Source organism: Paenibacillus sp. PsM32, from assembly GCF_030433815.1.
Classification (GTDB): Bacteria; Bacillota; Bacilli; order Paenibacillales; family Paenibacillaceae; genus Saccharibacillus; species Saccharibacillus kyungheensis.
The window spans coordinates 192,003-216,141 of the sequence record NZ_JARUWY010000010.1 but is presented as its reverse complement, the minus strand read 5'-3'; the positions used below and the strand labels follow the sequence as shown (position 1 = coordinate 216,141).

Below are 24,139 nucleotides of genomic sequence, written 5' to 3'. Positions count from 1 at the left end.
ATACACATACACATACACATACACATACACATACACATACACATACACATACACAGGAAAAGTTTACTTATAGTTCCGTTTGTGATCTATCTGTATTTATGACAGGAAATTGAGCAAGTTTGCTCTGTAATGCTCGAAAAGCAATTCCACGTTCATCTCCTAATACAAAAGCATGTACACCTTTTTTCTGCCAGTGTTCATATTGATTGATTTGACGTGGAATAGCGCAATATGGAATCTGTCTGGAAGTGGCGACTTGCTGAATATGATCTAATGCTTGACGCACGAGAGTATGCTCGGTCTGCCAGGGTACACCATAAGATTGAGACAGATCAGCCGCGCCTTCAAGAATCATATCGATCCCTTCTACACTCAAAATCTCATCAATCTGTTCCACGCCTTCAACAGTCTCAATCATCGGTATAATCATAACTTCGTGATTCGCACGTTCCATATAATCCACTAGATTGTCTCTACCAAAAATGCCCGGTCGTCCGCTATTCATACTGCGTTGTCCGATAGGAAAATATTTAGCCGCTTGAATAACAGCTTCAACCTGCTCTTTGTGTTCCACTTGCGGAATAACAATTCCCATTGCTCCACTATCCAGCACACGTAAGATTTCTTTGGCATTAATGTCTGCGATACGTACTAACGGGGTAATGCCTGACTGTTCTGCGGCTCGAATCATATGCTCAACCGTTTCAGGATTAATCATGACATGCTCCATATCAATGATCACAAAATCAAAACCAGCATAAGCAATCACTTCAATCATAATCGGTGCAGGTACAGAAGCGATCAATCCGAACACTGTCTGCTTTTGCGCTAATTGTTGACGTAGCCGATTGGTAGTTAACATGTTGCATGGCGGTAAGCATATAATGGATTGATGCCGTTTTTGAAGCGTAGCTCACCATCTCCAAATAGTCTTCGTTTGGTTAACTCTTCAATGAGTACGGTCTCAGCGAACAAATCAAAACAGTCAAATCGTTCTTGATGCTGTGGATGTTGCTGTTGATAATCGTGAATAATATCGGCTGTCATTTTCCAGAACGATTCTTCAGGAAATTGGTAATGCTGCTCCAAAAACATACATAATTCTGTTGCCGCAATAAAAAAGAAAGCATCATATGAAAAATCGCGTACATCTTCAGGGCGATCTGTTTTGATAAATGAATTGCGATTGATCTTCGCATGACTCGCTGGCTCAGGTGTGAGATCAGGGCATAATTCAGGCTCAGCCAGATGAGCGACAGAGAACCGGACACCATCATGAAAATCTTTGAGTGCAATCCGTACAGGCCATCCTTGTTGATGAATTAAAATAATATTTTGCCCGTGTGATTCCATTCCTATTCCATGAGCATATAACATATGGATAATCGGAGTGACTGTTGCTTGTAACATCGCATATGTCCATTGCGCTACCCCATATTGTCGTATCCACGAATCAATCAAAGGAACACCATTAGATTGCACATGGCATAGTCCATTAAAAGGAACTCCATCTTCGCCTTCTTTCAAATAAGTATGCAGACTTTCACGCCAGATCGTTCCTAAAGAACCATAAGTCTGTGCTTGGCGATATTCTGGCAATTTCTCATAATCAAAAGTAATGCCTGCTCGCTCACGTAACACTACAAATCCAAGCTGTTGTGCTGTTTCATTTTGTTGAATCAATTGAGTTAACCAATCTGTAATCAGCGATCCATTAAGCACGGTATGCCCTGCTAAAATACGTGCTGTGGATGTATTCGTAATACTGAGTGCCATTTTGAGATAAGGGGCTTCCGGTCTAGTCTGATTGCCAAGTGTACGAATAGATTGCTGTGCATAATAAGCATCATTTCCATAACCCAGCGGAACAATCTGTTGACTGGCAAGTTCGCGGTAAAAAGCAGAACTAATTTTGTTTTTCCACTGCCACGGATGAACCGGAATCATATAATAATCGTTACTGTTCAACTGTTGCTGTTGTAATCTCTCTTGGAATTGTTGCCATTGCGCTTGTCCTAATGCTTCTTGCATAAATGAGTCATGATCATCCACACCAGTTGAAAAAGCCGCCCGACTGTATTGTTTTGATACAGCTAACCAGATGGGATACAGCGATTGTTGAAATTCGGGGCCGTATTGAGCATTATCTTCTAACGTGAATCCGATTCTAGATTTGTAACATGGATGGTACGGATGACCGTCTTTGATCTGTCCTTCTAAAAAGTCATATTGACGTTGCTCTGCGGTTAGTGCATTTTCTTGCGTATCTGCTTGAGATTGTAAGTCTTTCAAAAGTGTCTGCTCTAGCTCATTGCGAAATTGTTGTAACTTTTCACCTTGTTGTACTTGTTGCAATACTTCATTCAGAAATTCATGCAAACGTGCAGTCTCTTGTTGACCATCTGCGGATATACGTGTAACAGGCATCTGTTGTAATCTCACTCTGCCAAAACTAAGCATGCGCTTACCTGCACATGTATATTGCACCACTTGCTGATCTGTATTCTGACCGGCTATTGTGAACTGATGCGGAGACTGTTGATTGATAGCCGTATCATAAGCGGATGCTGTCTGAGTATAAGGAAGAATATCTTCATAAATAATCGCTTGCATTAATTGACGAATAATCCGTTGCTCTACTGCTTGAAAATGTTCGGAGTGTAGCGCTTGAATCATATAAAAAGGATCAGCAGGTTGTGTTGAAGATACCGTTGAATACGTTGGACGTTGTTGTGTAAAAGACATTATTTCACCTCAAATAAGAGTAGTAGTGTTCCTATCAAATTGCAGTCATACGATAAGCAATAGTGAGCATTGCAAAATCGGTTGATTATCTTTTGGCTATATATAAAGGATTAGGAATATCGAGAAAAGAAGGCTGATCTCCTTTGGCTTGAAAACAACTAATAAAATTGGCTTTAGCTGGTAACGTTTCTACGTGTAGTAAAGATTCAATCAGACGGGAAAGACGGACATGTTGTGTTGATTGTGCTTGTTCGTTCCATCTAATCAATTGCTGTTGTAAGATATTCCAATAATGCTGTTCACTGCACTGTTCATAGTGAGCAATCGCATGAATAAGTGAGCCTAAATGATTGACTACAAAATAGTATTGTGTTCTAAGCCATGCTGTATAAGAATCGTATAGTACATGACTGTCTGCCTCGATCAAAGGCTGTATCCACTCTTCTACTGCCGGGCAAGTGCGATCAATACTTACTCCTTCCAGATCACGTACATAATAACAAGCAGGCAATCCATCTTTTAAAGAAATTAACGAATTTTGTAGATGTGCTTCAAAGCTTATTCCGTAATCAGCAAAAACACGTAATAACGATAATAATGTTATCTCTGTATAGTGTGATAACCATAATGATAGATCAGGCATTGTATCTGCCGAACCCTGCCGAATAACCGATATTAATTTGAGTTCCGCAGAATGAGGTGCTTTTTCTAATAATGAAGCCACTACATACGTATGCTCAGGATCAATACGTTGTGGACGATAAATCACTGTCATAGCAGAAGTCCATTGTTCTTGTTCTGCTAATGTCATCTGGATATCATCATTAGTCTGATTATGACTAGCTGACTTGTTATGATCTAATCCCTTATGAAGAGATCGATCAGTATTCAATTGTGTAAGTAGCGACTGTACTTTCACCGAGCTATACCCTGTTTCTGTTAATACTTTGAAATGATTTGATTCAATCGCTGTCCGTTGATGATCTATAATTCGCGCTGCATCGATTGTACGTTGTGCTTGTTCGGTTGTATTTTCACGAATAAGATTGGTAATTCGGATATGCAAAGGCAACTTGTATCCTCTGCCGTCTTGCTTATTCCATACTGTTCTGACAGAAGAAGTCGGATATACTTCATCACCTAACGATCCCAGTAAAATAATGTGTTGATTCTGTATCGCCTGTTGCACGATAGATAATGTCTGGATATAGTTCACTTGCCACGGATGCATCGGTAATAGATGATACTGATCCCACAGCGATCCTAATCGTTCTTGGGCTTGCTGACGTACTGCTAGCGAGATCGATTCTTGTCTTGCTTGCTCGTGTAACCAGTGTTCATCTATATATGCAGAATGTACAGCTAGATAATACAATTGAAAGCTGGCTCCCATTTCCGGGCTATACAGTGATAGTTCAGATATTGAGAACCCTTCGGAACTTTTGGGAAATGGATGAAACGGATGACCTGCAATCAGCGATTGTTCTGAATAGATATAATCTTGTTTATCTACAGCATGCTGAGATAGATGATGATTATAATAATGTTCCATTTTAGTGAGACTGTTCTGGATTCGTGCTTGCATCAATTGCTTTTGCGAATCCCGTTGCCCGGTCTCTGTATAATGACTTAATTCTTCTATAACGTAATCAATCAATTGCACAGCCGTTATCACTTCTGTTACATATTGCTCATTAATCAATACAAATGTATCGATATAATGATGCTGTCCGATAAGCGAATCATACGTAATCCCTGTCTGTATCCAGCGTTCTGTAAAAGGAAGCTGAATCAATATAGATGTATACGACTGTTCACTTTCCAACTGTTGTTCAGATATCATGTGCTGTTGTAATAGCGGGAAATTCTGAAGTACAGTGGTGAGCTTAGAATCAAATTGCTTTGTTTCTCGCAAATAACTGTTAAGTAATGCTTGTATTGTTGAAGTCAATGCCAGCGGATGATCGGTATGCAGATGATGTTGATATTGATTCATATGATTGTGATTATCCGTTGTTTGCTGTATTTTTTTGTTACTATGACGGGTATCTACAGAAGACACATTATGCACTCCTTTTCGTATGATGAATAGACTTCGTCGGTTCTGCTGTCTGACGCATAAAAAAGGCAGCCGGAATTGTTACTAAAATGATGATGCTCAATACCCAAAATCCTTCATTGATCGTATGCAATGTACTGATGGCATCGGAATTGCCATATCCGATAAGCTGAGTACGTCGAACTTCGTAATAGACTGAAATAATCACGATACCAAGTGAAGAAGTCATGCGGCGAATCACATTATTCATTGCTGAACCTTGAGATACAAATTGTTCAGGAATCGCATTTAATCCTGCTGTCGTTACAGGCATATTCGATAATCCTAAGCCCACTCCGCGCAACATCATAAGTACAAAGATCACCCAGAGCGGTGAATCCAATTGGAGCATCCCAAGCATAGCTGTAGTGATACAAGTCACCGACAGACCTACAAGCACAATCATTTTCGGCCCTTTACGATCAAGATGTTTACCTGCAATACGGACAAATATTCCTGTAAAAATCGCAGACGGTAAAAACACCAACCCTGTAACCATAGCGCTATATCCGTATACATTTTGCACCAGTAAAGGAACCATAAAAATCGTAGCAAACATCGCAATAGCCTGTACACTCACTACGACGACACTAAGCGCATACGTAGGAATATTGAAAATTCGTAAATACAGTAGCGGTTGCTCTTTGGTTAATTGCAGACGTACAAAGATGATTAACAACACGATGCCTACACCTATAAGAACCAGATTCGACCAGACGACCATATCGGCTAGATGTTTAATTTGACCCAGTGTTAGCAAAATAATGCCGACTCCGAGTGTCACCGTAATAAATCCACTCCTATCAAAAGTACGCTTGCGATCAGCAACAGAGTGTGGCAAATATTTCAGCCCGATCATAAGCCCTAACAGACCGATCGGTACATTCATCCAAAATAACGACTGCCAGCTTCCCCATTCAATCATCAATCCGCCTACTGTCGGTCCAATAGCAGGTGCAACCATAATTGCAATTCCCCAGATACCAGTTACACGACCACGTTCATTTTTGGGAAAAGCATCAAATATGATTGCTAGCGAAAGTGGAATCATTAGCCCGCCTGCAACACCTTGCAGACCTCGAAAACAAATAACAGACACTAGATTCCAGGATAGCGATCCAAGTACTGATCCCAGAATAAATAGAAGCAGACCGAGTAAATAGATTGTTTTTTTACCAAAACGATCTCCTAGATATCCTGTTAATGGCATCGTCATTCCCATACCTAGCAGAAAAATAGTAATAATCCAGCTTGTTGAACTAGCACTACTATGAAAAACATTCATAAATTCAGGAACAGCCGGATTGAGCGAGCTGTTATTCAAAATCACTGTAAATGTCCCTAATAAAATACTACATAAAATCATCCATTCAGACGAAATAGTAAACCTAGAGCTGTGATGCTTCATTATAATGTAGAAGTCTGCAAAGCTTGATACGCTGTCGTTACAGCTTCACCAAAAATACGAGTTACTTCTAACACTTGTTCTTGTGTAATAATCAACGGTGGCAAAAAGCGCATCACTGTAGAATGTCTACCTCCGACTTCAAGAATCAATCCACGTTTCAGACATTCTTGTTGAATCAGACTTGCTAATTGTGGATATGCAGGATAGTGCCCTAGATGATCCATTATTTTCTGATCATTAACAATCTCGACACCGATCATTAATCCACGACCACGAATATCACCGATACATCCTGTCTGTTGTTGAATATGTTGCAACTGTTCTACCAGCAATGCACCCATTTGAGTCACATGTTCAGGGATATGGTGTTCACGAATATAGCGTAGTGTTGCAAGTCCTGCTGCCATAGCCATCTGATTGCCTCTAAATGTACCGATATGAGCGCCCGGATTCCATTGATCTAACTCTTTGTTATAGATCACTACAGATAGCGGTAAGCTTCCTCCGATTGCTTTGGACAATACCAATACATCTGGAATAATTCCTGCATGTTCAAAAGCATATAACTTACCTGTCCGACCTAGTCCTGTCTGTACTTCATCAATAATAAGTGGGATATTGCGTTCTTGCGTAATACGGCGCATTTCGCGTATCCATTCGACAGGAGCAGGAATAGAACCACCTTCACCTTGTACCACTTCAAAAATCATTGCACATGGCGATACAATACCACTTTCAGGATCATCGAGAAGATTTTCGATATAACTGCTACTGATCTGGTGGGTCTGTTCTCCTCCTACTCCAAATGGGCAACGATATTCATAAGGATACGGCATAAAGTGAACATCAGGGATTAGTCCATTCACTCGTTCTTTTTGACCCAATGTACCGCTCAGACTCATTGCCGCATGGGTCGATCCATGATATCCCCCTTGAAATGATAAAATGCTACGCTTACCTGTTGCAGTCTTGACTAACTTTATCGCGGCTTCAATCGCATCACCACCGGTAGGTCCACAAAATTGTATTTTGGCATTTTGTGCAAACGATGGTGGTAGACTTGCAAATACTTCTTCTACAAATTTTTCTTTAAGCGGAGTCGTTAAGTCCAATGTATGCAACGGATGTTTGCTAGTCAGCAATTGTTGCATCGCTTCTATCACAACAGGATGATTATGTCCAAGCGCCAAAGTTCCTGCTCCAGCCAGACAATCATAATAGACTTTGCCATCCATATCGGTAATATGAATACCTTCAGCTTCTTTGATCACAATCGGTAATCGGCGAGGATATGAACGAGCATTGGACTCTCTCTCAGATTGGCTTTGCAAATAACGTGTATTTTGAGATAAGGCTGAATCTACAGTTTCTATCATCATAATCGCTCCTTTGATATTGATAATCATTTTCAATTAGGCACTTCTCTAGTATATGGAATAAATTACTAGACTCCATAGACATTTACGTCCTGTATTTGTACAAATACTACATCTTCATTTTTAGGAATCGTTATCACACAAAAAGACGACTCTATATAGGAGCATATAGAAATCGTCTTTTTTAGATTATTTAGAATGTTTCTGATAAGTCCACTGACCGATAAGCTTCTGTATTTCCTCTGGATTGAAAGGCATTGAATCAAGTGTATCTGATTGTAATATAGTATCTACTACGATCTGTTGGTCTATAAATTGACCTCTGATCCAGACATAATGCTTGTGGATAGGCAGTGCTATCTGCCAATGTTCTGTTTGTGTTTGCGATTCGCTAGATGGATAATGACACCACTCCACAGCAGTCCAATCTATAGCATCTGTTGATAAAGCGACCGGTACATGTGGAATAAAGCTACCTGCTCGTACCAGTATAATAATTGGGATCTCACCTTCTGTTATATGATGCCATGTAGAGCCTGTATATCTCTGACCTGTCTGATAATCGATCCATTCTCCAGATGGAGTATATACATCTCTGGATGTTATTCCTTGTTCTAAGATCGGAGCAATTAATAGATCTGTACCTAGCAAATATTGATCTTCAATCTGCCAGACACCCGGCTCATTGGGATATTCAAGTAATAATGGACGTAACAATGGAATCCCCTGCTCTGCACTTAGAACAGCTTGCGTATAAATATAAGGCATCAGCTTATATTTTAAAGATACTGCTTTTCTAAAATCTTCTACAAACTCTTCGTCATAATGCCATGGCTCTTTGGGTGGTGCTCCATGACAACGACTATGCGAAGTCAGCATACCAAAAGGCATCCAGCGGCGATACAATTCTCGCGGACTTTGATGGACAAATCCACCAATATCATGACTCCAAAATGTAAAACCACTTAATCCTAAAGACATCCCTGCTCGCAAAGACGCTGCCATACCGTTATCGGTATTCTCTACATCCCCACCCCAATGTAGCGGATAACGTTGACTACCCGCCCACGCGCTACGTGCCCAGATAATAGAATCGCCGGTGACTTTTTGCGTAATCTCAGACACTGCCTGATTATAACGAAGAGGATATAGATTATGCTCTTTCCACCCTTGCTGACGAGAATAATAAGACCCATGAATCGGTGCACTTTCTCCAAAATCTACTTTGATCGCACTGACTCCTAGATGTAACAGTCCAGCAATCTTTTGTTGATACCATTTCACTGCTTCCGGGTTAGAAAAGTCTAAAATAGCATCTTCTCCGGCAATATAACCGTTCCCATCACTGATGGCATATCCTTTTTCAATGATTTCTTCGTATAAAGGATTGGATGGCATGAAGTAAGGATATTGCCATAAGCTAATTCGGTATCCTTGCTTACGTAAATCAGTGATCATTTGCTCTGCATTATCAAATCGACTGCTCGAAAATTGATAATCACAACGCCAATCATGTTCAAACCAACCGGTATCCAGATGAATGACATCACAAGGAATCTGATGCTCTTGTAATTGATAAGCGACTTCTCTCACTTCTTTTTCAGATTGATACGTAATACGACTCATCCATAATCCGAACGACCACAATGGCGGAACCGTAGACTTGCCAGTTAATGAGGTGTAGCTGGACAATATGTCTTTGGGTGTACCAAAAAAGAAAAATAAATCCAACTCATCTTCACCAATATAGATTGTATTTGCTCCATCAAAATGATGTCCTACATCACAGGTCATCGGACAACTATGATGAAAAAACATACCATAGCCACGATTGCTCCATAATAACGGAATCGGCTTATACATATCTGCGGTCTGGGCGCTTAATGGATCATAAGTAAACCAGTTAAATTTTTGTCCTCGCTTATCCATTTTCAAAAAGGATTCTCCACCACCATATAAACGTTCTCCCGGAGATAGAGCAAAACTCGCCGCCAGACTACGATTCATATCTTTGGCAGATCGGATAAAACAAAACGGCGTTGGATCAGAACTGAGAATAGAAGCTTGATCTGCTAAATGATGTGTACGTGTTAATAGCTTACCTGTTGCATCTCGAAATTCTATTTTCCAGGGAGCATACTTTATCGTCACTGAACCATAATCACTGATATACGTAGTCTGTTCTGCATCATGTTGATGTAGTGCCCACTCTGTACTGACAGGCAATTGCTGTTCTACTAACATCAGGCTATGACGGGGCTCTAACTTCGATTGGCGAGTTGCTAACCGAATCCGAACTGTTCTGGCATCGACGAATTGTAAGTAAAAAGGAAAAGTAGGTGATTCTTCATACGCTGGAAATTCCCACGATTCTGTGGCTGTAAATGGTAATGTATATTTTCCAAAATCCAATCGGGGCTTCCGTGAATATCGTTCCCACCGTATCTGACCTGTCGCTGTCTCAGGATCGAATTCCTCTACCCGCATTCCCATAAAATATGTATTTTCGATACGTCCAAATTCTTTACTCATGTCTATCGGTTCGCCAAGTAACGGTGTATCATATAATCGAATCATACGTTATTATCCTCCTATAGTATATGGTGTATGAAGTCATTGTGACAGCAAATAAAGCAAAATTGATAACGGTTACATATGAGATTATTGTATACTTTTGAGTAACAGTAACCTATGCCTATTCTATGTATTATTCGCACAATATTACGATTTTATTGACAATGGGTTCTAACGGAGGTTCATTGCAGATGGATATATCACCCCCTTATGAAATTACACAGATTCCTGATAAAACATTTCCTATTAATATTTTTCATGTTACAGAACCGAATTGGCGCTGGGTTCCATTACACTGGCATGAACATTTAGAATGGATGATTGTACAAAAAGGGTCTTTTCGTGTTCAAGTGGGTACCGAGCATCAAGATATTACAGTCGGAGATATTGTTTTTGTAAATACACGCCAGATTCATGCTGCTTTTCCTTTGGAAGAAGATACTGAACTGATATGTATCGTATTTAACGAGGCATTGATTCGAAATATACAATTGGATCACACTGAATCACGTTATATTCGTCCGCTTTTGGAGAATCGTCTGACGTTGCCAGCGATTTTCACCAGAGATCATCTATTATCTCAGCATATTACATTTTATCTGCAACAGATGATTATTGAGTATGAGCAATCTACGCAAGGTTCAGAACTGCTGATTAAATCGTATTTACTGGCTTGTATTGGTTGGCTTTATCGAATGGCAGAACAGGATCGTATCCATGTACAAAAGTCCAATCTTCATCCTTCTTATATGCAGCCTTTATTTCAGCATCTCAGTCATCATTTCCGAGAACATATATCTGTGGAGACTGCTGCGAATCTATGTCAACTAACTCCTACTTATTTTTGTTATTTATTTAAAAAGACCACTGGCAAAACATTTATCGACTATATCAATATGTTACGTATTCATGAAGCAGAGCAGTTGTTACGCTCCGGGCAATGGAATATCAGTGAAGTGGCGTATCATTGCGGATTTGCAAGCTTAAATTATTTTGGCAGAGTGTTTAAGCAATACAAACAGATGTCTCCTCGTCGATGGCTTCAACATATTAAAGAATAAATATAAGGTCTGAAGGGGCATTTTTGTGTATAGTGTGTGTGTTTCTACGTATGTCGTAAAAAGCAGTTTATCTTTCTCCATCCTTAAAATACAATAAAATGGAAATTAAACCATATAAAAGGTGGGGTATTCATGTTGATACGCAAGCAGATTGCTATTCTTTTATCCACGCTATGCTTATTTACATTACTAGGGTCATGGACTTGGAACTCTGAAGCCGAAGCAGCAGGCACTTGGAAACAGATCTGGTCAGATGAATTCAATGGATCAAATGGAACAGGTGTAGATGGTTCCAAATGGAATTCAGAAACAGGTGCTGGTGGTTGGGGAAATAATGAGTTACAGTACTATACCAATCGTACCAATAATGCTTATATGGACAATGGCAATCTGATTATTCAAGCGTTGAAAGAAAATTATAATGGTGCTCCTTATACATCTGCTCGCTTAACAACAGCTGGCAAATTTGATGTGAAATATGGAAAAATCGAAATGCGTGCCAAACTGCCTTACGGTAAAGGAATCTGGCCTGCATTCTGGACATTAGGTAGCGATATCGGTAGCAATCAGTGGCCAAATAGCGGTGAGATCGACATTATGGAATATGTAGGACCTAATGCTCCTAATACCGTATACGGAACGATTCATGGGCCTGGTTATTCCGGTGCTGGCGGTCTATCCGCAGGGTATACAATCGGTGAAAATATCAGTAACGCTTATCACACCTTCTCTATCGAATGGGAACCTAATGTAATTCGCTGGTATGTTGATAATAATTTATATCATACTCGTACATCAGCAGATATCGGTGGCAACAAATGGGTATTTGATAAGCCTTTCTTCTTATTACTTAATCTAGCTGTAGGTGGCAACTGGCCTGGATATCCTGACGCAAGTACTACTTTCCCACAAAAATACGCTATCGATTATGTACGTGTATTCCAGCGTTCTGGAGACACAGGCAATATTGTAGCACTCAAAGCGACAGCGAATAACAAATACGTTGCGGCTGAAGATTATGGAAATGCTCCTCTTCTAGCTCGTTCTACTACAGTCAGTGATTGGGAAAAATTTGAGCTTATCGATCTTGGTAATAATAATGTTGCACTACGCTCTATGGCGAACAATAAATATGTATCCGCTGATAATACCGGTGCAAGCCCATTAATCGCTAATAAGACTGCGATCGGAACATGGGAAACATTCCAAATGGGAACCACAGCGGATGGGAAGCGAACATTCAAATCATTAGCGAATAACCTCTATGTCTGTGCAGACAATTACGGAGATAGTCCGCTCATTGCTAATCGCAGTACAGTCAGTGGTTGGGAAGCTTTTGAAGTCATTAAGCAATAATATCGATAACTTATTCTGTTGAAAATGAATAAGCTATTGTTGATGTCAGACCTGTTTTATTGGCTGACGATTTATATACAAAAAAGGAAGCCTTGAATTAACTGGGGCTTCCTTTTTTGTATTAACATTGTGATTATCTATACGTTGTTATCAGATTATTATTTAGAAAGTGTAGAATTATGATTAGCAGCGCGTAAATATCGGAATAAAAAGAGGATTATGATCGCGATCCAGATTGCAAACACTAAGAAAATATTACTGAATGTATTAGCTCCACCAGCATACCATACACTATTTAAAGACCATGGAGACTTCACACGATCCAATATTAATCCCAGTACAGTTGTACCTATAGCTCCTGAAATAAAGCTTAACATCATATATAATCCCATACCGACCCCTACTTGTGCACCAGCTAATGTACGAGAGACTGTATTGGCAAGCCCGACTTGAGCAAAAGTCAGCCCTGTATTGCCGATCACAAGTACCCCCATAATCAACCAATACGACCGATCTGTAAATACCGCTAATAGAGCATATGTTATCAGTTGCAGTACAAACGCAATCCGTAGCAAAAATGTATTTCCTTTGCTATCTGCAATCCGTCCACCTACAATTCCAAATATAGCAGCGATCAATGCACCGGGAAACATAATCAGACCGATTGTAAATGAAGATAATTGATGAATATTGCTTAACATTTGTGGAATCAGATATGGAACACATAGATTAAATATCAACGCCAGACAAGCGATAATCATCGTCGTTGTATAGGTCGAATTACGGAAAATAGCTGGATCCAAAAATGGCTGATCCACTTTACGAATATAGATCACAAAAACAATTAGCATGACAATCGTGATAATAGCCAGAATAAGACTGACATTAGTAATTGCTAATAAAAGCAATGTGACTGTTGTCGCTAATAGGATACCACCCCAGATGTCTATTTTCAGCGGACGTACTTGATCTTGATTGAGATATTTGCGAAAAAAAGGAATAGTCACTAACGATAACAAAGAAATCGCAAACAAATAACGCCAATCTGCAAAACTGGTAATCATGCCGGCGATAATCGGCCCCATCGCCGTACCGAGTGCCATGCCGGAAGAAGTAATTCCGAGCGCTCTTCCCCGCTTTTCAGCAGCTATATAACGAATAGGAATAATCATCGATGATGCTGGAATAACAGAGGCACCTGCGGATTGTAGAATACGACCTGCGATCACCATCCAATAATCTGAAGCGACAAACCCAACAATAGAACCTATCGCAAATAAACATAGTCCAATCGTCATTAAATTTTTGAGCCGATATTTATCTGCTAGCTTGCCATACGTTACCGAGCCAATCGCATAGATAATAATATAGGATGTGACTACCCAACTTACTTGAGAGCTACTAAGATCAAAATCGTGACGAATCGAAGGCAAAGCGACGTTAAACATCGTGGAATTCATAACCGAGATAATCATCGCTAATGCTAGAATATAGATAATTTTCATAATATACCTGAGTGCTAGTCTTATACACTCTCTACAGGTGGCATCAGACTAGCACTATTCTTTCCTTTATCTTATTATTCTGGACGGTGACCGCCCGGAGGAGTAACTACTTTGAGATCAAGTGATTGAATATTGGCAATCACACGATCCATACGAAGCGGGCCAGGTGTATCAGGGAAGATATAGTGTTCATACTCATCACCCAACAAACGGAAAAATGGTTCAAACAATCCACTTACCAGTACACCTACAAATTTCGTATAGTGTGTATCCAGACGGTAAGAATGGACGGTTCCTGCTGGCACATGCAAGAAATCTCCTGGTAACAATTGAACTTCTTCACCATTCGCCCACATCGTCATCTGTCCTTGTACACAGAAAAATGTCTCGGTATGATGCTCATGGTAATGGGATACGATAGCGTCTCCTTTAGGGCCTTCTGTAGATACCATAATATAATCTCCATCTGTAGAAGCTTGAGTTGCGAGTAGACGATGCAGTTGGTCACCTGTTAGCAATTTGGTTCCTTCGCCACTTTCTAATACATACGATTCGACAGCATCTGGAATCACACTGTTATTTACTAATTCATAATTAGGAAATACTGTCTCTGATGTAGCGAAAGTAATATCTGCTTGTTGCATAGCTTGTTGTAGATGTTCTGTAGCATACGTATGATCGCTTACAGCCGGATACTCATATGGTGTATGTGATTGTCCTAATATTTCATAAATATCTGTTACATTCCCTGCAATCGAATAAGAGATAAAAGCATTACGATGGGCAAGCAATTGATACGCATGTTCTGTCATTGGTGGAATATGTGCATAATCACCCGGCAATAATAGATGACTTTGACCGTTGATAACAAATTGAACTTTACCTTCTAATACAAAGATAGATTCGTAAGTATGTTGATGAGTATGAAGCGGGAACGATTCTCCTTTGGGTCCTGAAATAATAGCTGCCGATAAAATATCGCCTGTACTTTGAAAATTCGCTATCACAGTTGCTAACTGCTTACCAAAAAGATAACGCTGTCCTTCTCCTCTACGAAGTAAGTAAGGGGCTAACGTATCTGGTAAATGTGTAATTAATGATGTTGTTGTCATAAGTTCCTCCTGAAATGGTGATGATTCATATAGTCTGTCAACGTGTGTGTTGATCTCTTGTACTATTTTATTGTAGCTAAATCTCCAAATTTGAAATATAGTTGAATACGACAAAAAATTAGGAAAATGCGACATCTGATTATGAAATATAAAGGAGATTCATAATGACATCATCGCCTCGATCATTTGAAATGTTTCAGCATCCTTTTCTGATCGAAACCCCCATTTCTTTCCAAATGGTTACGGTAAAAGGTTCTTTTCAAGAACATGCTCATGAATTTTATGAAATTATCTATATAAGTGAAGGCAAAGGAACGTTATTTATTCATAAAGATTCATTACAGATTGAAGAAGGAGACTTGTTTTTTATTCCGATCGGGATCCCTCATTTACTCAAATCCGAATCTGCTACACCTGCTGTTCCTTTGCAAATGATGACCTGTATGTTCCAAACAGAGTTGTTAGCTCCTCAAAACTCACTAAAAAACGAATTAGAACGTGAATTTGACGCAATAGCCCAATTTTTTCGTCAAAGTGAAGAGTGGTTACGGTATAAAGATCAAGGTGGCGAATTTGCTAGAATAATGTATAGTATGAATTTTGCTGTCAATTCGCAGTCTCCTGGCTACCATTACAAATTATATATTTGCTTGCTTGATTTACTGAATACCATGTACCGACTCAAGCAATTCAGTCTGCTATCCAAACCGGATAAATTAGTGGACCCTGTAGCTTTTGCCATCGAATATATTCAAGTACATTATCGTAACCCGCTCAAAATGGAAGAGTTCTGCCAATGGTTATCGATCAGCCCCCGTCATCTACAGCGTAAATTTAAAGAAACAACCGGTTATACGTATACCCGGATGTTGCAACAAGTTCGTGTACAAAAAAGTTGTGAATTGTTAATCAACACTGATTGGAGTATTCAGCAGATTGCAGACGAAGTAGGAATTCACGATATGAAGTACTTTTACCGACTATTTAAAACAAGCTGTGGTCTAACTCCTCTTCATTTCCGCCAACAAAATATTCGTACCAAATAAAAAGAACCTTTCTGCTACAGTGTGTACTGTAACGAAAGGTTCTTTTTTATTGATTATAGGTGTCACTATAATAGTATGTTGTTTTTCACCATTACATTAAAACAATGCACTTGGTGAAGTATTGATTTTCCACAAACCATCAACTAATTCAAATTTCACAAGCATACGCTCGACAGGTTGTGCATCTTTAACATAAGGAACAGTTAAGCGATATACACGAGTGGTATCTGTCATGCTGATCATTTTAGCTGTAGAACGATTGAATTCTAACTTGCTGTCTTCGTTCGACACCACTTGTGCCAGCTTGCCGTTGTTCTCGATTACATATTTTTGAATATAAGCTTCGCTTGCTTGTTTGGTATATGTTTCTGTCAAATATGCTAATAATTTAGCATGTGTATTGATATCAGTAGATAAGTAACGATATGTTTTGTTATTTAAAGAAAAAGTACTATCAGTTGTAGATGTTTTGCCACCTGTAGAAGTGTATACGTATCTTTTTTCAGCTTCAACGATAAGTGGAGTTACACTATCGTGGTTTAACTTTTTCACTCCAGTCCATACGCCATCTTTTGTATAATAGGAAACTGCTGGTGTCGTCGCAGTCGTTGCTGTAGATGTCATCGCTTTGGATGTACTAGCCGCAGGTAATGTTGAAGTTGCAGATGCTGCTTGTACAGAATGTGCTGAATATAAAGATGCCGTTACCAATGCAGTAAGTGCCCATGTGCCGATTGCCAATTTATTTACTTTTTTCATCATTTCATTTCCTCTCAAATGTGCTTTCTTCAAATTTTATAAGTGTAATCGTTACTATGTAACCTCTTTATTATGACATATCCATAAGACATATACCACTTTCGCTCAAAATATAACCATTTTTAACCATTCAAAGTAAATGCAACCTTTTATTTTAGATCACGTCTATACTATTGTTCATATATTATATTTTACATATTAATTTACTAAAGGAGCTCTTACAATGATATACTCTACGATTCGTTCTACTGCTAAAATAGTTACTATTGCTTTATTTTCTACTGCTCTCTCTGCAACTCCACTGTCTGCTTTGTATACCGAGCCATCAACAACTGCTTATGCAGCTACTTCATCTATAACTCAATCTACGATTCAAGTCATGCTCAACGAGAACAACATTACACAAGATCTCCAAACACCCCCTGTTATGATCAAAGGTTCTGTATATCTACCTTTACGCGAAATCAGTCAAAAAGTAGGTATTCATACGTATTGGAATGCATCCCAACATACAATTACACTAACTTATCCAAAATATTTAACTGAATTGAATGTACAAAAAGGGACGGTTAAAGTTAATACAAAAGTAAAAAACCTCCCACAAGCTATAGTTACGATTAAAAATTTTACTTATGTACCCGCACGTATGATCGCCGAAGCTTCCGGTCAGCAGGTGAGTTGGAACAGCAAGAAAAAGTTAATTACTTTCAAATCTGATATCACTTTCGATAAAGCAAATAGCAAAACAGCTACAATCTGGTTCAGTAACCAAAATAATGAGTTATATTTCTCTTCTTCTGCTTTTGCTACACCCGTACTTGCTGGAAAGTTAAACAATAAGCTAGAAAATGTATCTCGTCTTCAAGTCTATGATGTGAATACAGGTGGACATGTTGTGGAATGGTTAGATAATTATGGCGAACCGAGTATTAATTATGATTTTTATACAGCCTTTATTAAAGATGATAAGATTGTTCGTCAGGCGAATGTCGACTACTGGCAACGGTACGATGACAATATTTTTCAATACAAAGGCAATGCCGTGCTTGTTAATAAAGATACACTTGAATTTCTAGATAGTGAAGGTAAAATCACTTCTACTCGCAACCTGGCTACCTTAGCAGGTATAAAAACTAATTACTCGGTAGTTGGAATCAGTGATCATTATTTAATTGTGCGTCCTAATCGTACAGGTCTTCTTACATTAATTAATTTACGAGATAAGTCTAGCATTCTGCTCTATAAAGAGTTATTGAATAAAGAAGAACAAGAGTATTGTGAAGGTAATGATGTGCCCTATCATGGAGATGATCTGATATTTACAGGTGAAAATAAAAGTGGAGCTTTGACTTTTAAAAATCAAGGGTATTCAACAAGCGGAGTGAAAAAGTATGTATATACGATAAAAGATTGATTATAAAATAGATATTATTTTGAATGATCATAGTGTTATAAAGTAAAAACTAGCTACATCCTATCCTTATATGTGCACAGCAAAAAGGAATTGAATAAGCGACTATTCAATTCCTTTGCTGTACTATAATCTATATATTTGATCTGTCATTACACTACTACTATTAACTTCTTAACAAAATAATTCTGATTACTATTTATATTTCATCCAAATCAAGGTAACAACTGCTCAACCGCTTGACGAACATCCGGTTGATCCAGTTCTCGACCGAAGATGGATACACTTCCACTATCTTCGCGTGAACGGATTAAGCGTCCCATGCCTTGACGGAGACGAAGTAGCATGTAAGGCATATCGACTTCTTCAAAAGCATTTACTGCTTCCGCGCGGCGTGAAGCAAATAATGGATCGTTCGAAGGGAACGGTAATGACCAGACAATCACATTGGACAACGAAGGTCCTGGAATATCTAACCCTTCCCATAACGTAACTGCACATAATACACTAGTCTCATCTTGTTGGAAAGCAGAGATCAAATGACTGATCTCGGCAGATCCTTCATATAACATGCGATATTTAGCATACCCTGTAAAATTTTGTGTACTTTGACGGAACGCAGCTAATTCCTCAACAGAAGAGAATAAGATAAGAGCACGCCCACCCGATTGATCCAACAATCCAAGTACTCTTTCAGACTGTACATTGACAGCATTGAGATCCAACAATCCCAAAGAAGCACCTGATGTAGTCGTCACACCTGGCAATACAGGCATTAGATTCGCTTGCATTTGTTCTTTGTAATCGTAAGGAGAAGCTACTGAGAAGGCAAGATATTTATCGATTCCCAGACTATGCGCAATATAATCAAATGAACCTTCTACCGATAACGTTGCTGAAGAGAAAATAACAGGCATTTTTTTAGCAAATACTTTCTCGTTCAGAATTTCTTTTACTTTTTTCGGCATAATCACCAGTGTAAGATCCGCTTCTTCTCCTGTGACCCATGAGATCAACTGATCTTGTTTGCGACAAAGGTTCAGTGCGATTTGAATCATTTCTAGATGTTCTTCTACAATTTTGAGCTGATAATCATCCAGTGTAAATAATGCACTTTCAAATACTAACTCTTCTTCAATCACAGCAATCTGTGCTTGGACACGTCCGACTTGGTTCATCAGATCTTCGTTCCAGTTGATTTCTTTGCGATCTGAAGCAGGTACAGGCTGACTGTACTTCGCTAACTTTTCGAACAAAATATCACTTTCCAAAATCACTTCTTCTACTGCAAGTGCTAACGTCTCACGAACTTCTCCTTCTAACAAGCGCACAACAATACTTTCAAAAAGAGAATGTTTTAATTTGTGTGTTAAGGCATTTTGAGCTGCTGTTTCTAACAAATGACCTTCATCAAATACAACTGAACTGTGATCAGGCAGTAAAGGAAGTTGCCCTTCCCGTTTGCGAGCATCATATGTCCAGACATGTTCCATATAAAAGTCATGTGAACAAATAATCAAATCAGACGATTTACGGTAATGTTCACGCGATAATGTCTGACCACAGCGATGACGTTGCGGGCATACCAGACAATCTTGAAATACATCCCAACCTATCCGATTCCATTCGCCATCGGTCAATTCAGGATACTCTTTGCGGTTACCATATGGATAAAAAGATTGCATTGTATCCGGGTAATGTACAAACTCCGGCAAACCGGCATAGATATCGCGATACACATCACTTTCTGTTGCATCATCACGTACTACATCCAATTTGTTTAAGCAAATATACTGATCCGGCGATTTCCCTAGACGGGCATCTACTACCAGATTAAGATGCTTGGCAAGCTTGCTAATATCCCCTTCTGGTTTGACCAGCTGTTCGATCAACGACTCATCGGCACAAGCGATAATAGCAGGCTTGCGTGTATAACGAGCATAAGCAATAGCATATAAAAGGTAGACTAGTGTTTTCCCTGTACCTACACCCGCTTCTGCAAAAATAGTTTTCTTTTCGGCATATGCTTTTTCCAATTGAAAAGCCATATAAATCTGTTCGTCTCTTACCTCAAAACCTGCTTCGGGTAAAATATCATAAAAAACATCCGCGATCCAATCACTCGCCTGCTTAATAAATGGTTGTCCGGGATCAAATGTAAATGGATAAGTGTTCAATCCGTGTATTCCTCCAAGTGATCTGATTTAGTGCATCCTTTCATTATACCTCAAATGTGAACAACAAGGTACAACTGTTTATGAACAAATTTTTCACAATTGAAGATATAGATATGAAATATACAAAAAAAGCCGTACTATTCAATGATTTGTAATCCACTGAAATCGTACGACTTTGATCTAACATTGTTGTTGTACAAAAATGCAGTACAAAATAAACAATGTACAAGTTCTTTTTATTTCAACAATCCTTTTTGCTGTAAAAACGTTTTGGCTACTTCGGATGCAGGTTTCCCTTCAACATCCACTTGATAATTCATTTTGCGCATCTCATCATCTGTAATCTGACCGGACAAATGATCTAAAGCTTCTGCTACTTCAGGATATTGCTTCAAAGTCTCATCACGCATCAATGGCGCACCTTGATAAGGTGGAAATAATCCTTTATCGTCTTTGAGCACTTTCAACTTATATCGTTGCAATTCACTATCTGTAGAATAAGCATCCATCAATTGAATATCACCGGACGCGATTGCACTATAGCGTAATTTCGGTTCCATCGTTTGCAAATTAGGAAATGTAAATCCGTACAACTTGGTCATGCCTACATATCCATCATTGCGATCAGCAAATTCGCGTGTAAAACCTACTTTGACTTGTGACGATACATTTTGTAGATCTGAAATATTTTCTAAATTATTCTGCTGTGCGTAAGCCTCAGGAACAGCTAAAGTATACGTATTGTTATATTCCATCGGAGATAACATATCCATATTAAACTTTTTCGCCATTCCTTCTTTCGCTTGATTGTATACTTGATTGCTATCTGTACTTACAGCATCTTCTTTCAAAAATTCAGCTAACGCTGTACCTGTAAACTCAGGATAAATATCGATATTTTTATTTTTTAGAGCGTTAAACAAAAATGGCGTTTTACCCATTCCTGGCTTGAGTTCAACTGTTAGATTGGTATCTTGTTCGATTAATTCTTTGTACATATTGATCAAAATTTCGGGTTCTGCTCCAAGCTTACCTGCAATCACCAGATCTTTTTGCGTATTATTCAGTAACGGAATCACACTTACCGCAATCACGATCAATGCTGTAGCTGATAACCAGATAATAGATTGACGGAATGATCTTTTTTCGATCACACGTAGCAGAACATCAAAGATAATCGCTAACAATGCCGCAGGTACAGCACCCAAGATAAGCAAAGCTGTATCGTTACGGTCAATACCGAGCAATATGATATCCCCTAATCCACCTGCACCGATCAAAGCTGCTAATGTAGTCGTTCCGATAATAAGTACCATCGCTGTCCGAATACCCGCCATAATAACAGGCATCGCTAAAGGCAATTCGACTTTAAATAATCGTTTTGTTGGGGTCATTCCCATCGCATCAGCCGCTTCTAATAACGAAGGATCGACTTTTCGGATACCTGTATATGTATTACGCAAAATCGGCAATAGCGCATAGATTACGATCGCTACAATTGCAGGTACAATCCCGATCCCTAATAACGGAATCAATAAACCGAGCAAAGCAAGCGAAGGAATCGTCTGTAATACAGCGGCAATACCTAATATCCCTTCAGATATTTTCAAATGACGTGCGATATAAATACCTAACGGAATAGCAATAATTAAAGCACATAACAAAGCTACAAAAGAAATAAGTATATGTTGAGTCAATGCTTGTAATAACTGATCTTGCCGCTGAATCATTACTTCCCATATATTATTCATTATTCAGCGTCTCCTTTGCTAGATATAGATGTTTTTTTGAGCAGCGAAGGTGAATTGAATGTATACGATTCCCCTTGTACAGAGCTGAAAAATTCACTTACAAATAGATGTGCAGGATGATGTAACAACTGCTCTGGAGTATCGACTTGAATCATTTTCCCTTCACGCATTAGACCAATCCGATCTCCTAACTTGAGCGCTTCTTGAATATCATGGGTGACAAATACAATCGTTTTCTGAATCGTCACTTGAAGTTCTAACAGATCGTTTTGCAATCGTTCTCTGGCTAGCGGATCAAGTGCACTGAAAGGTTCATCCATTAAAATGACAGGTGGATCAGCAGCAAGCGCACGCAGTACACCGATACGTTGTTGTTGTCCGCCTGATAATTCATCCGGCTTACGAGTGCGGAACACTTTAGGATCAAGCCCTACCATATGAAGTAATTCATCGACACGTTTATCTATTTTTTTGCGATCCCATCCACATAATTCAGGAGTGATAGCAATATTCTCTTCTACCGTCATATGTGGAAATAAAGCGATCTGTTGAAGCACATACCCTATACTTTGACGCAGTTCATGTACAGGAGCATCATTGACTTGTTGATCATTAATAGAAATAAATCCTGAGCTTGGTTCTATTAATCGATTGATCATTTTGAGAGTTGTGGTTTTACCGCATCCACTTGGCCCAACCAATACGAAAAATTCACCTTTTTGAATATGTAAATCCATCGGATGTACAGCAATCGTGCCATCTTCATACTGTTTGGATACTTGTGCAAATTTAATCATGAACATGCCTCCTATTTATAATCAATCTCATCTCTATGTAGTTATGTATAATAATATTTGTAAATAAATACGTACGATAGAGTGTGAACAACAAAAGATTTCTTACAATAAAATAATGGAATATTAACTATATTTCACTTCTTTTACTATTACCCAAGTTATATCCAATGGAACACTTAAAATTAAATACAAAAAAAGGCTCTATAAGTGATTAGCTTATAGAGCCTTTTAGCACCTTAATTACACATAAGTTTATAATTTGTTGTCTTTATATCAACAACTTATTTTCTAGGCAAGTTCAATGGATCGCGTTCGCTGTCCACTCTACGATCATTCAAATCAGGATCAACATTTACACTATCAATACCTGTTCCTGTTGTAGCAGTTGTTGTATCTGTATCATAATATTTTGTATTGGAAGCCTGATTTTTGCGGAAGATATCATATACTGTTACTTGGCGACCTGTATGCTCATCAACCAAGACTAGAATTTGACCTTCTTTTACATTGTTTTCGTACTCTTTTGCTTGATCTTCAGGAATACCAAGACCAATAAGTCCACCTACTAATCCACCACCAGCAGCTCCAGCTGCTGCGCCTGCTAATGTTACTGCAATCGGACCTGCTGCCATAATTGGACCAAATACTGGAATAGCCATCATACCGATACCTGCTAGCAATCCTGCTACCCCACCGATTGTACCACCAGCCGCTGCTCCTGTTGCAATGCCTTCAGGTGCTTTGGTTCCTGTTTCTTCACTGATATGCTTCAGATCTTTTTTGTCTTTGGCGATAACAGAGATATTGTCTTTGTTAATACCAGACGCTTTCAAGTCTTCGATCGCTTGACTAGCTTGTTGTTCTGTTTGGAATACGCCTACCAATTTGTCGTTGTTCAATTCGTTAGTGTTATTTAAATCGTTAGTGTTATGAGTTTCCATAGTGTTTATCCTCCTTGGATTG

The 24,139-nt window shown here is 38.9% G+C and carries 17 protein-coding genes; 4 read left to right on the top strand and 13 right to left on the bottom strand.

Going from position 1 to position 24,139, the window contains the following annotated elements:
• Nucleotides 1–67: 67 nt before the first annotated feature.
• From QCD85_RS18425 to QCD85_RS18400, 6 genes are all read right to left on the bottom strand, one after another.
• Nucleotides 68–862, bottom strand: coding sequence for an HpcH/HpaI aldolase family protein (locus tag QCD85_RS18425; protein WP_301263494.1), 795 nt, complete (start codon nucleotides 860–862; stop codon nucleotides 68–70).
• Nucleotides 856–2,745 carry an IucA/IucC family protein gene (locus QCD85_RS18420; protein WP_301263493.1) on the bottom strand — a complete coding sequence of 630 codons (1,890 nt, stop codon included), beginning with the start codon at nucleotides 2,743–2,745 and terminating at the stop codon, nucleotides 856–858. Before QCD85_RS18420 ends, QCD85_RS18425 begins: the two co-directional genes overlap by 7 nt.
• 85 nt (nucleotides 2,746–2,830) lie before the next feature.
• Entirely contained in the window at nucleotides 2,831–4,807 is a 1,977-nt protein-coding gene (locus tag QCD85_RS18415; RefSeq protein WP_301263492.1) for an IucA/IucC family protein, read from the bottom strand.
• A gap of 1 nt (nucleotide 4,808) precedes the next feature.
• Entirely contained in the window at nucleotides 4,809–6,209 is a 1,401-nt protein-coding gene (locus QCD85_RS18410) for an MDR family MFS transporter (RefSeq protein WP_367317663.1), read from the bottom strand.
• A 41-nt stretch (nucleotides 6,210–6,250) separates the two neighbouring features.
• Nucleotides 6,251–7,630, bottom strand: a complete 1,380-nt coding sequence (locus QCD85_RS18405) for an aspartate aminotransferase family protein (protein ID WP_301263490.1) — start codon at nucleotides 7,628–7,630, stop codon at nucleotides 6,251–6,253.
• A 186-nt stretch (nucleotides 7,631–7,816) separates the two neighbouring features.
• Nucleotides 7,817–10,204, bottom strand: coding sequence for a glycoside hydrolase family 31 protein (locus tag QCD85_RS18400; protein WP_301263489.1), 2,388 nt, complete (start codon nucleotides 10,202–10,204; stop codon nucleotides 7,817–7,819).
• Nucleotides 10,205–10,392: 188 nt separating this feature from the next.
• Here QCD85_RS18400 and QCD85_RS18395 point away from each other — a divergent pair, with 188 nt between their 5' ends.
• Both QCD85_RS18395 and QCD85_RS18390 read left to right on the top strand, forming a co-directional pair.
• Nucleotides 10,393–11,262, top strand: a complete 870-nt coding sequence (locus tag QCD85_RS18395) for a helix-turn-helix domain-containing protein (RefSeq protein ID WP_301263488.1) — start codon at nucleotides 10,393–10,395, stop codon at nucleotides 11,260–11,262.
• Between the two features lie 132 nt (nucleotides 11,263–11,394).
• The gene (locus QCD85_RS18390) at nucleotides 11,395–12,618 is read left to right on the top strand and encodes a glycoside hydrolase family 16 protein (RefSeq protein WP_274170054.1); all 1,224 of its coding nucleotides are present in this window, start codon (nucleotides 11,395–11,397) and stop codon (nucleotides 12,616–12,618) included.
• Between the two features lie 158 nt (nucleotides 12,619–12,776).
• On the opposite strand, the gene QCD85_RS18385 is transcribed toward QCD85_RS18390, so the two are convergent.
• Both QCD85_RS18385 and QCD85_RS18380 read right to left on the bottom strand, forming a co-directional pair.
• The gene (locus QCD85_RS18385) at nucleotides 12,777–14,123 is read right to left on the bottom strand and encodes an MFS transporter (protein WP_301263487.1); all 1,347 of its coding nucleotides are present in this window, start codon (nucleotides 14,121–14,123) and stop codon (nucleotides 12,777–12,779) included.
• Nucleotides 14,124–14,197: 74 nt separating this feature from the next.
• Nucleotides 14,198–15,235, bottom strand: a complete 1,038-nt coding sequence (locus QCD85_RS18380; RefSeq protein ID WP_301263486.1) for a quercetin 2,3-dioxygenase — start codon at nucleotides 15,233–15,235, stop codon at nucleotides 14,198–14,200.
• Between the two features lie 164 nt (nucleotides 15,236–15,399).
• On the opposite strand from QCD85_RS18380, the gene QCD85_RS18375 reads away from it, so the two are divergent.
• Nucleotides 15,400–16,281: an AraC family transcriptional regulator gene (locus QCD85_RS18375; RefSeq protein WP_301263485.1), complete on the top strand. Its 882-nt coding sequence runs from the start codon at nucleotides 15,400–15,402 to the stop codon at nucleotides 16,279–16,281.
• Nucleotides 16,282–16,377: 96 nt separating this feature from the next.
• Here the strand turns inward: QCD85_RS18375 and QCD85_RS18370 are convergent, their stop codons facing one another.
• Nucleotides 16,378–17,040: a DL-endopeptidase inhibitor IseA family protein gene (locus QCD85_RS18370; protein ID WP_301263484.1), complete on the bottom strand. Its 663-nt coding sequence runs from the start codon at nucleotides 17,038–17,040 to the stop codon at nucleotides 16,378–16,380.
• A 223-nt stretch (nucleotides 17,041–17,263) separates the two neighbouring features.
• Between QCD85_RS18370 and QCD85_RS18365 the strand changes: the two genes are divergently transcribed.
• Nucleotides 17,264–18,454, top strand: coding sequence for a stalk domain-containing protein (locus QCD85_RS18365; protein ID WP_301263483.1), 1,191 nt, complete (start codon nucleotides 17,264–17,266; stop codon nucleotides 18,452–18,454).
• A 212-nt stretch (nucleotides 18,455–18,666) separates the two neighbouring features.
• Here the strand turns inward: QCD85_RS18365 and QCD85_RS18360 are convergent, their stop codons facing one another.
• From QCD85_RS18360 to QCD85_RS18345, 4 genes are all read right to left on the bottom strand, one after another.
• On the bottom strand, nucleotides 18,667–20,628 hold the full coding sequence (locus QCD85_RS18360; RefSeq protein WP_273616106.1) for an ATP-dependent DNA helicase: 1,962 nt from the start codon (nucleotides 20,626–20,628) through the stop codon (nucleotides 18,667–18,669).
• A 236-nt stretch (nucleotides 20,629–20,864) separates the two neighbouring features.
• Nucleotides 20,865–22,379 (bottom strand): ABC transporter permease/substrate-binding protein, encoded by a 1,515-nt coding sequence (locus QCD85_RS18355; RefSeq protein ID WP_273616105.1) that lies wholly within the window; start codon nucleotides 22,377–22,379, stop codon nucleotides 20,865–20,867.
• Nucleotides 22,379–23,176, bottom strand: a complete 798-nt coding sequence (locus QCD85_RS18350; protein ID WP_301263482.1) for an ABC transporter ATP-binding protein — start codon at nucleotides 23,174–23,176, stop codon at nucleotides 22,379–22,381. Before QCD85_RS18350 ends, QCD85_RS18355 begins: the two co-directional genes overlap by 1 nt.
• Nucleotides 23,177–23,457: 281 nt before the next feature.
• A complete protein-coding gene (locus QCD85_RS18345; RefSeq protein ID WP_301263481.1) occupies nucleotides 23,458–24,117 on the bottom strand; it encodes a general stress protein in 660 nt (219 codons plus the stop codon).
• Nucleotides 24,118–24,139: the final 22 nt, after the last annotated feature.

What these genes read in the sequence shown, in the direction of transcription:
- QCD85_RS18345 (WP_301263481.1), bottom strand. Translation starts at nt 24,117, where the DNA reads ATGGAAACTCATAACACTAACGATTTAAATAACACTAACGAATTGAAC.
- QCD85_RS18350 (WP_301263482.1), bottom strand. Translation starts at nt 23,176, where the DNA reads ATGATTAAATTTGCACAAGTATCCAAACAGTATGAAGATGGCACGATT.
- QCD85_RS18400 (WP_301263489.1), bottom strand. Translation starts at nt 10,204, where the DNA reads ATGATTCGATTATATGATACACCGTTACTTGGCGAACCGATAGACATG.
- QCD85_RS18375 (WP_301263485.1), top strand. Translation starts at nt 15,400, where the DNA reads ATGACATCATCGCCTCGATCATTTGAAATGTTTCAGCATCCTTTTCTG.
- QCD85_RS18390 (WP_274170054.1), top strand. Translation starts at nt 11,395, where the DNA reads ATGTTGATACGCAAGCAGATTGCTATTCTTTTATCCACGCTATGCTTA.
- QCD85_RS18370 (WP_301263484.1), bottom strand. Translation starts at nt 17,040, where the DNA reads ATGAAAAAAGTAAATAAATTGGCAATCGGCACATGGGCACTTACTGCA.
- QCD85_RS18395 (WP_301263488.1), top strand. Translation starts at nt 10,393, where the DNA reads ATGGATATATCACCCCCTTATGAAATTACACAGATTCCTGATAAAACA.
- QCD85_RS18380 (WP_301263486.1), bottom strand. Translation starts at nt 15,235, where the DNA reads ATGACAACAACATCATTAATTACACATTTACCAGATACGTTAGCCCCT.
- QCD85_RS18405 (WP_301263490.1), bottom strand. Translation starts at nt 7,630, where the DNA reads ATGATGATAGAAACTGTAGATTCAGCCTTATCTCAAAATACACGTTAT.
- QCD85_RS18385 (WP_301263487.1), bottom strand. Translation starts at nt 14,123, where the DNA reads ATGAAAATTATCTATATTCTAGCATTAGCGATGATTATCTCGGTTATG.
- QCD85_RS18355 (WP_273616105.1), bottom strand. Translation starts at nt 22,379, where the DNA reads ATGAATAATATATGGGAAGTAATGATTCAGCGGCAAGATCAGTTATTA.
- QCD85_RS18425 (WP_301263494.1), bottom strand. Translation starts at nt 862, where the DNA reads ATGTTAACTACCAATCGGCTACGTCAACAATTAGCGCAAAAGCAGACA.
- QCD85_RS18410 (WP_367317663.1), bottom strand. Translation starts at nt 6,209, where the DNA reads ATGATTTTATGTAGTATTTTATTAGGGACATTTACAGTGATTTTGAAT.
- QCD85_RS18420 (WP_301263493.1), bottom strand. Translation starts at nt 2,745, where the DNA reads ATGTCTTTTACACAACAACGTCCAACGTATTCAACGGTATCTTCAACA.
- QCD85_RS18365 (WP_301263483.1), top strand. Translation starts at nt 17,264, where the DNA reads ATGATATACTCTACGATTCGTTCTACTGCTAAAATAGTTACTATTGCT.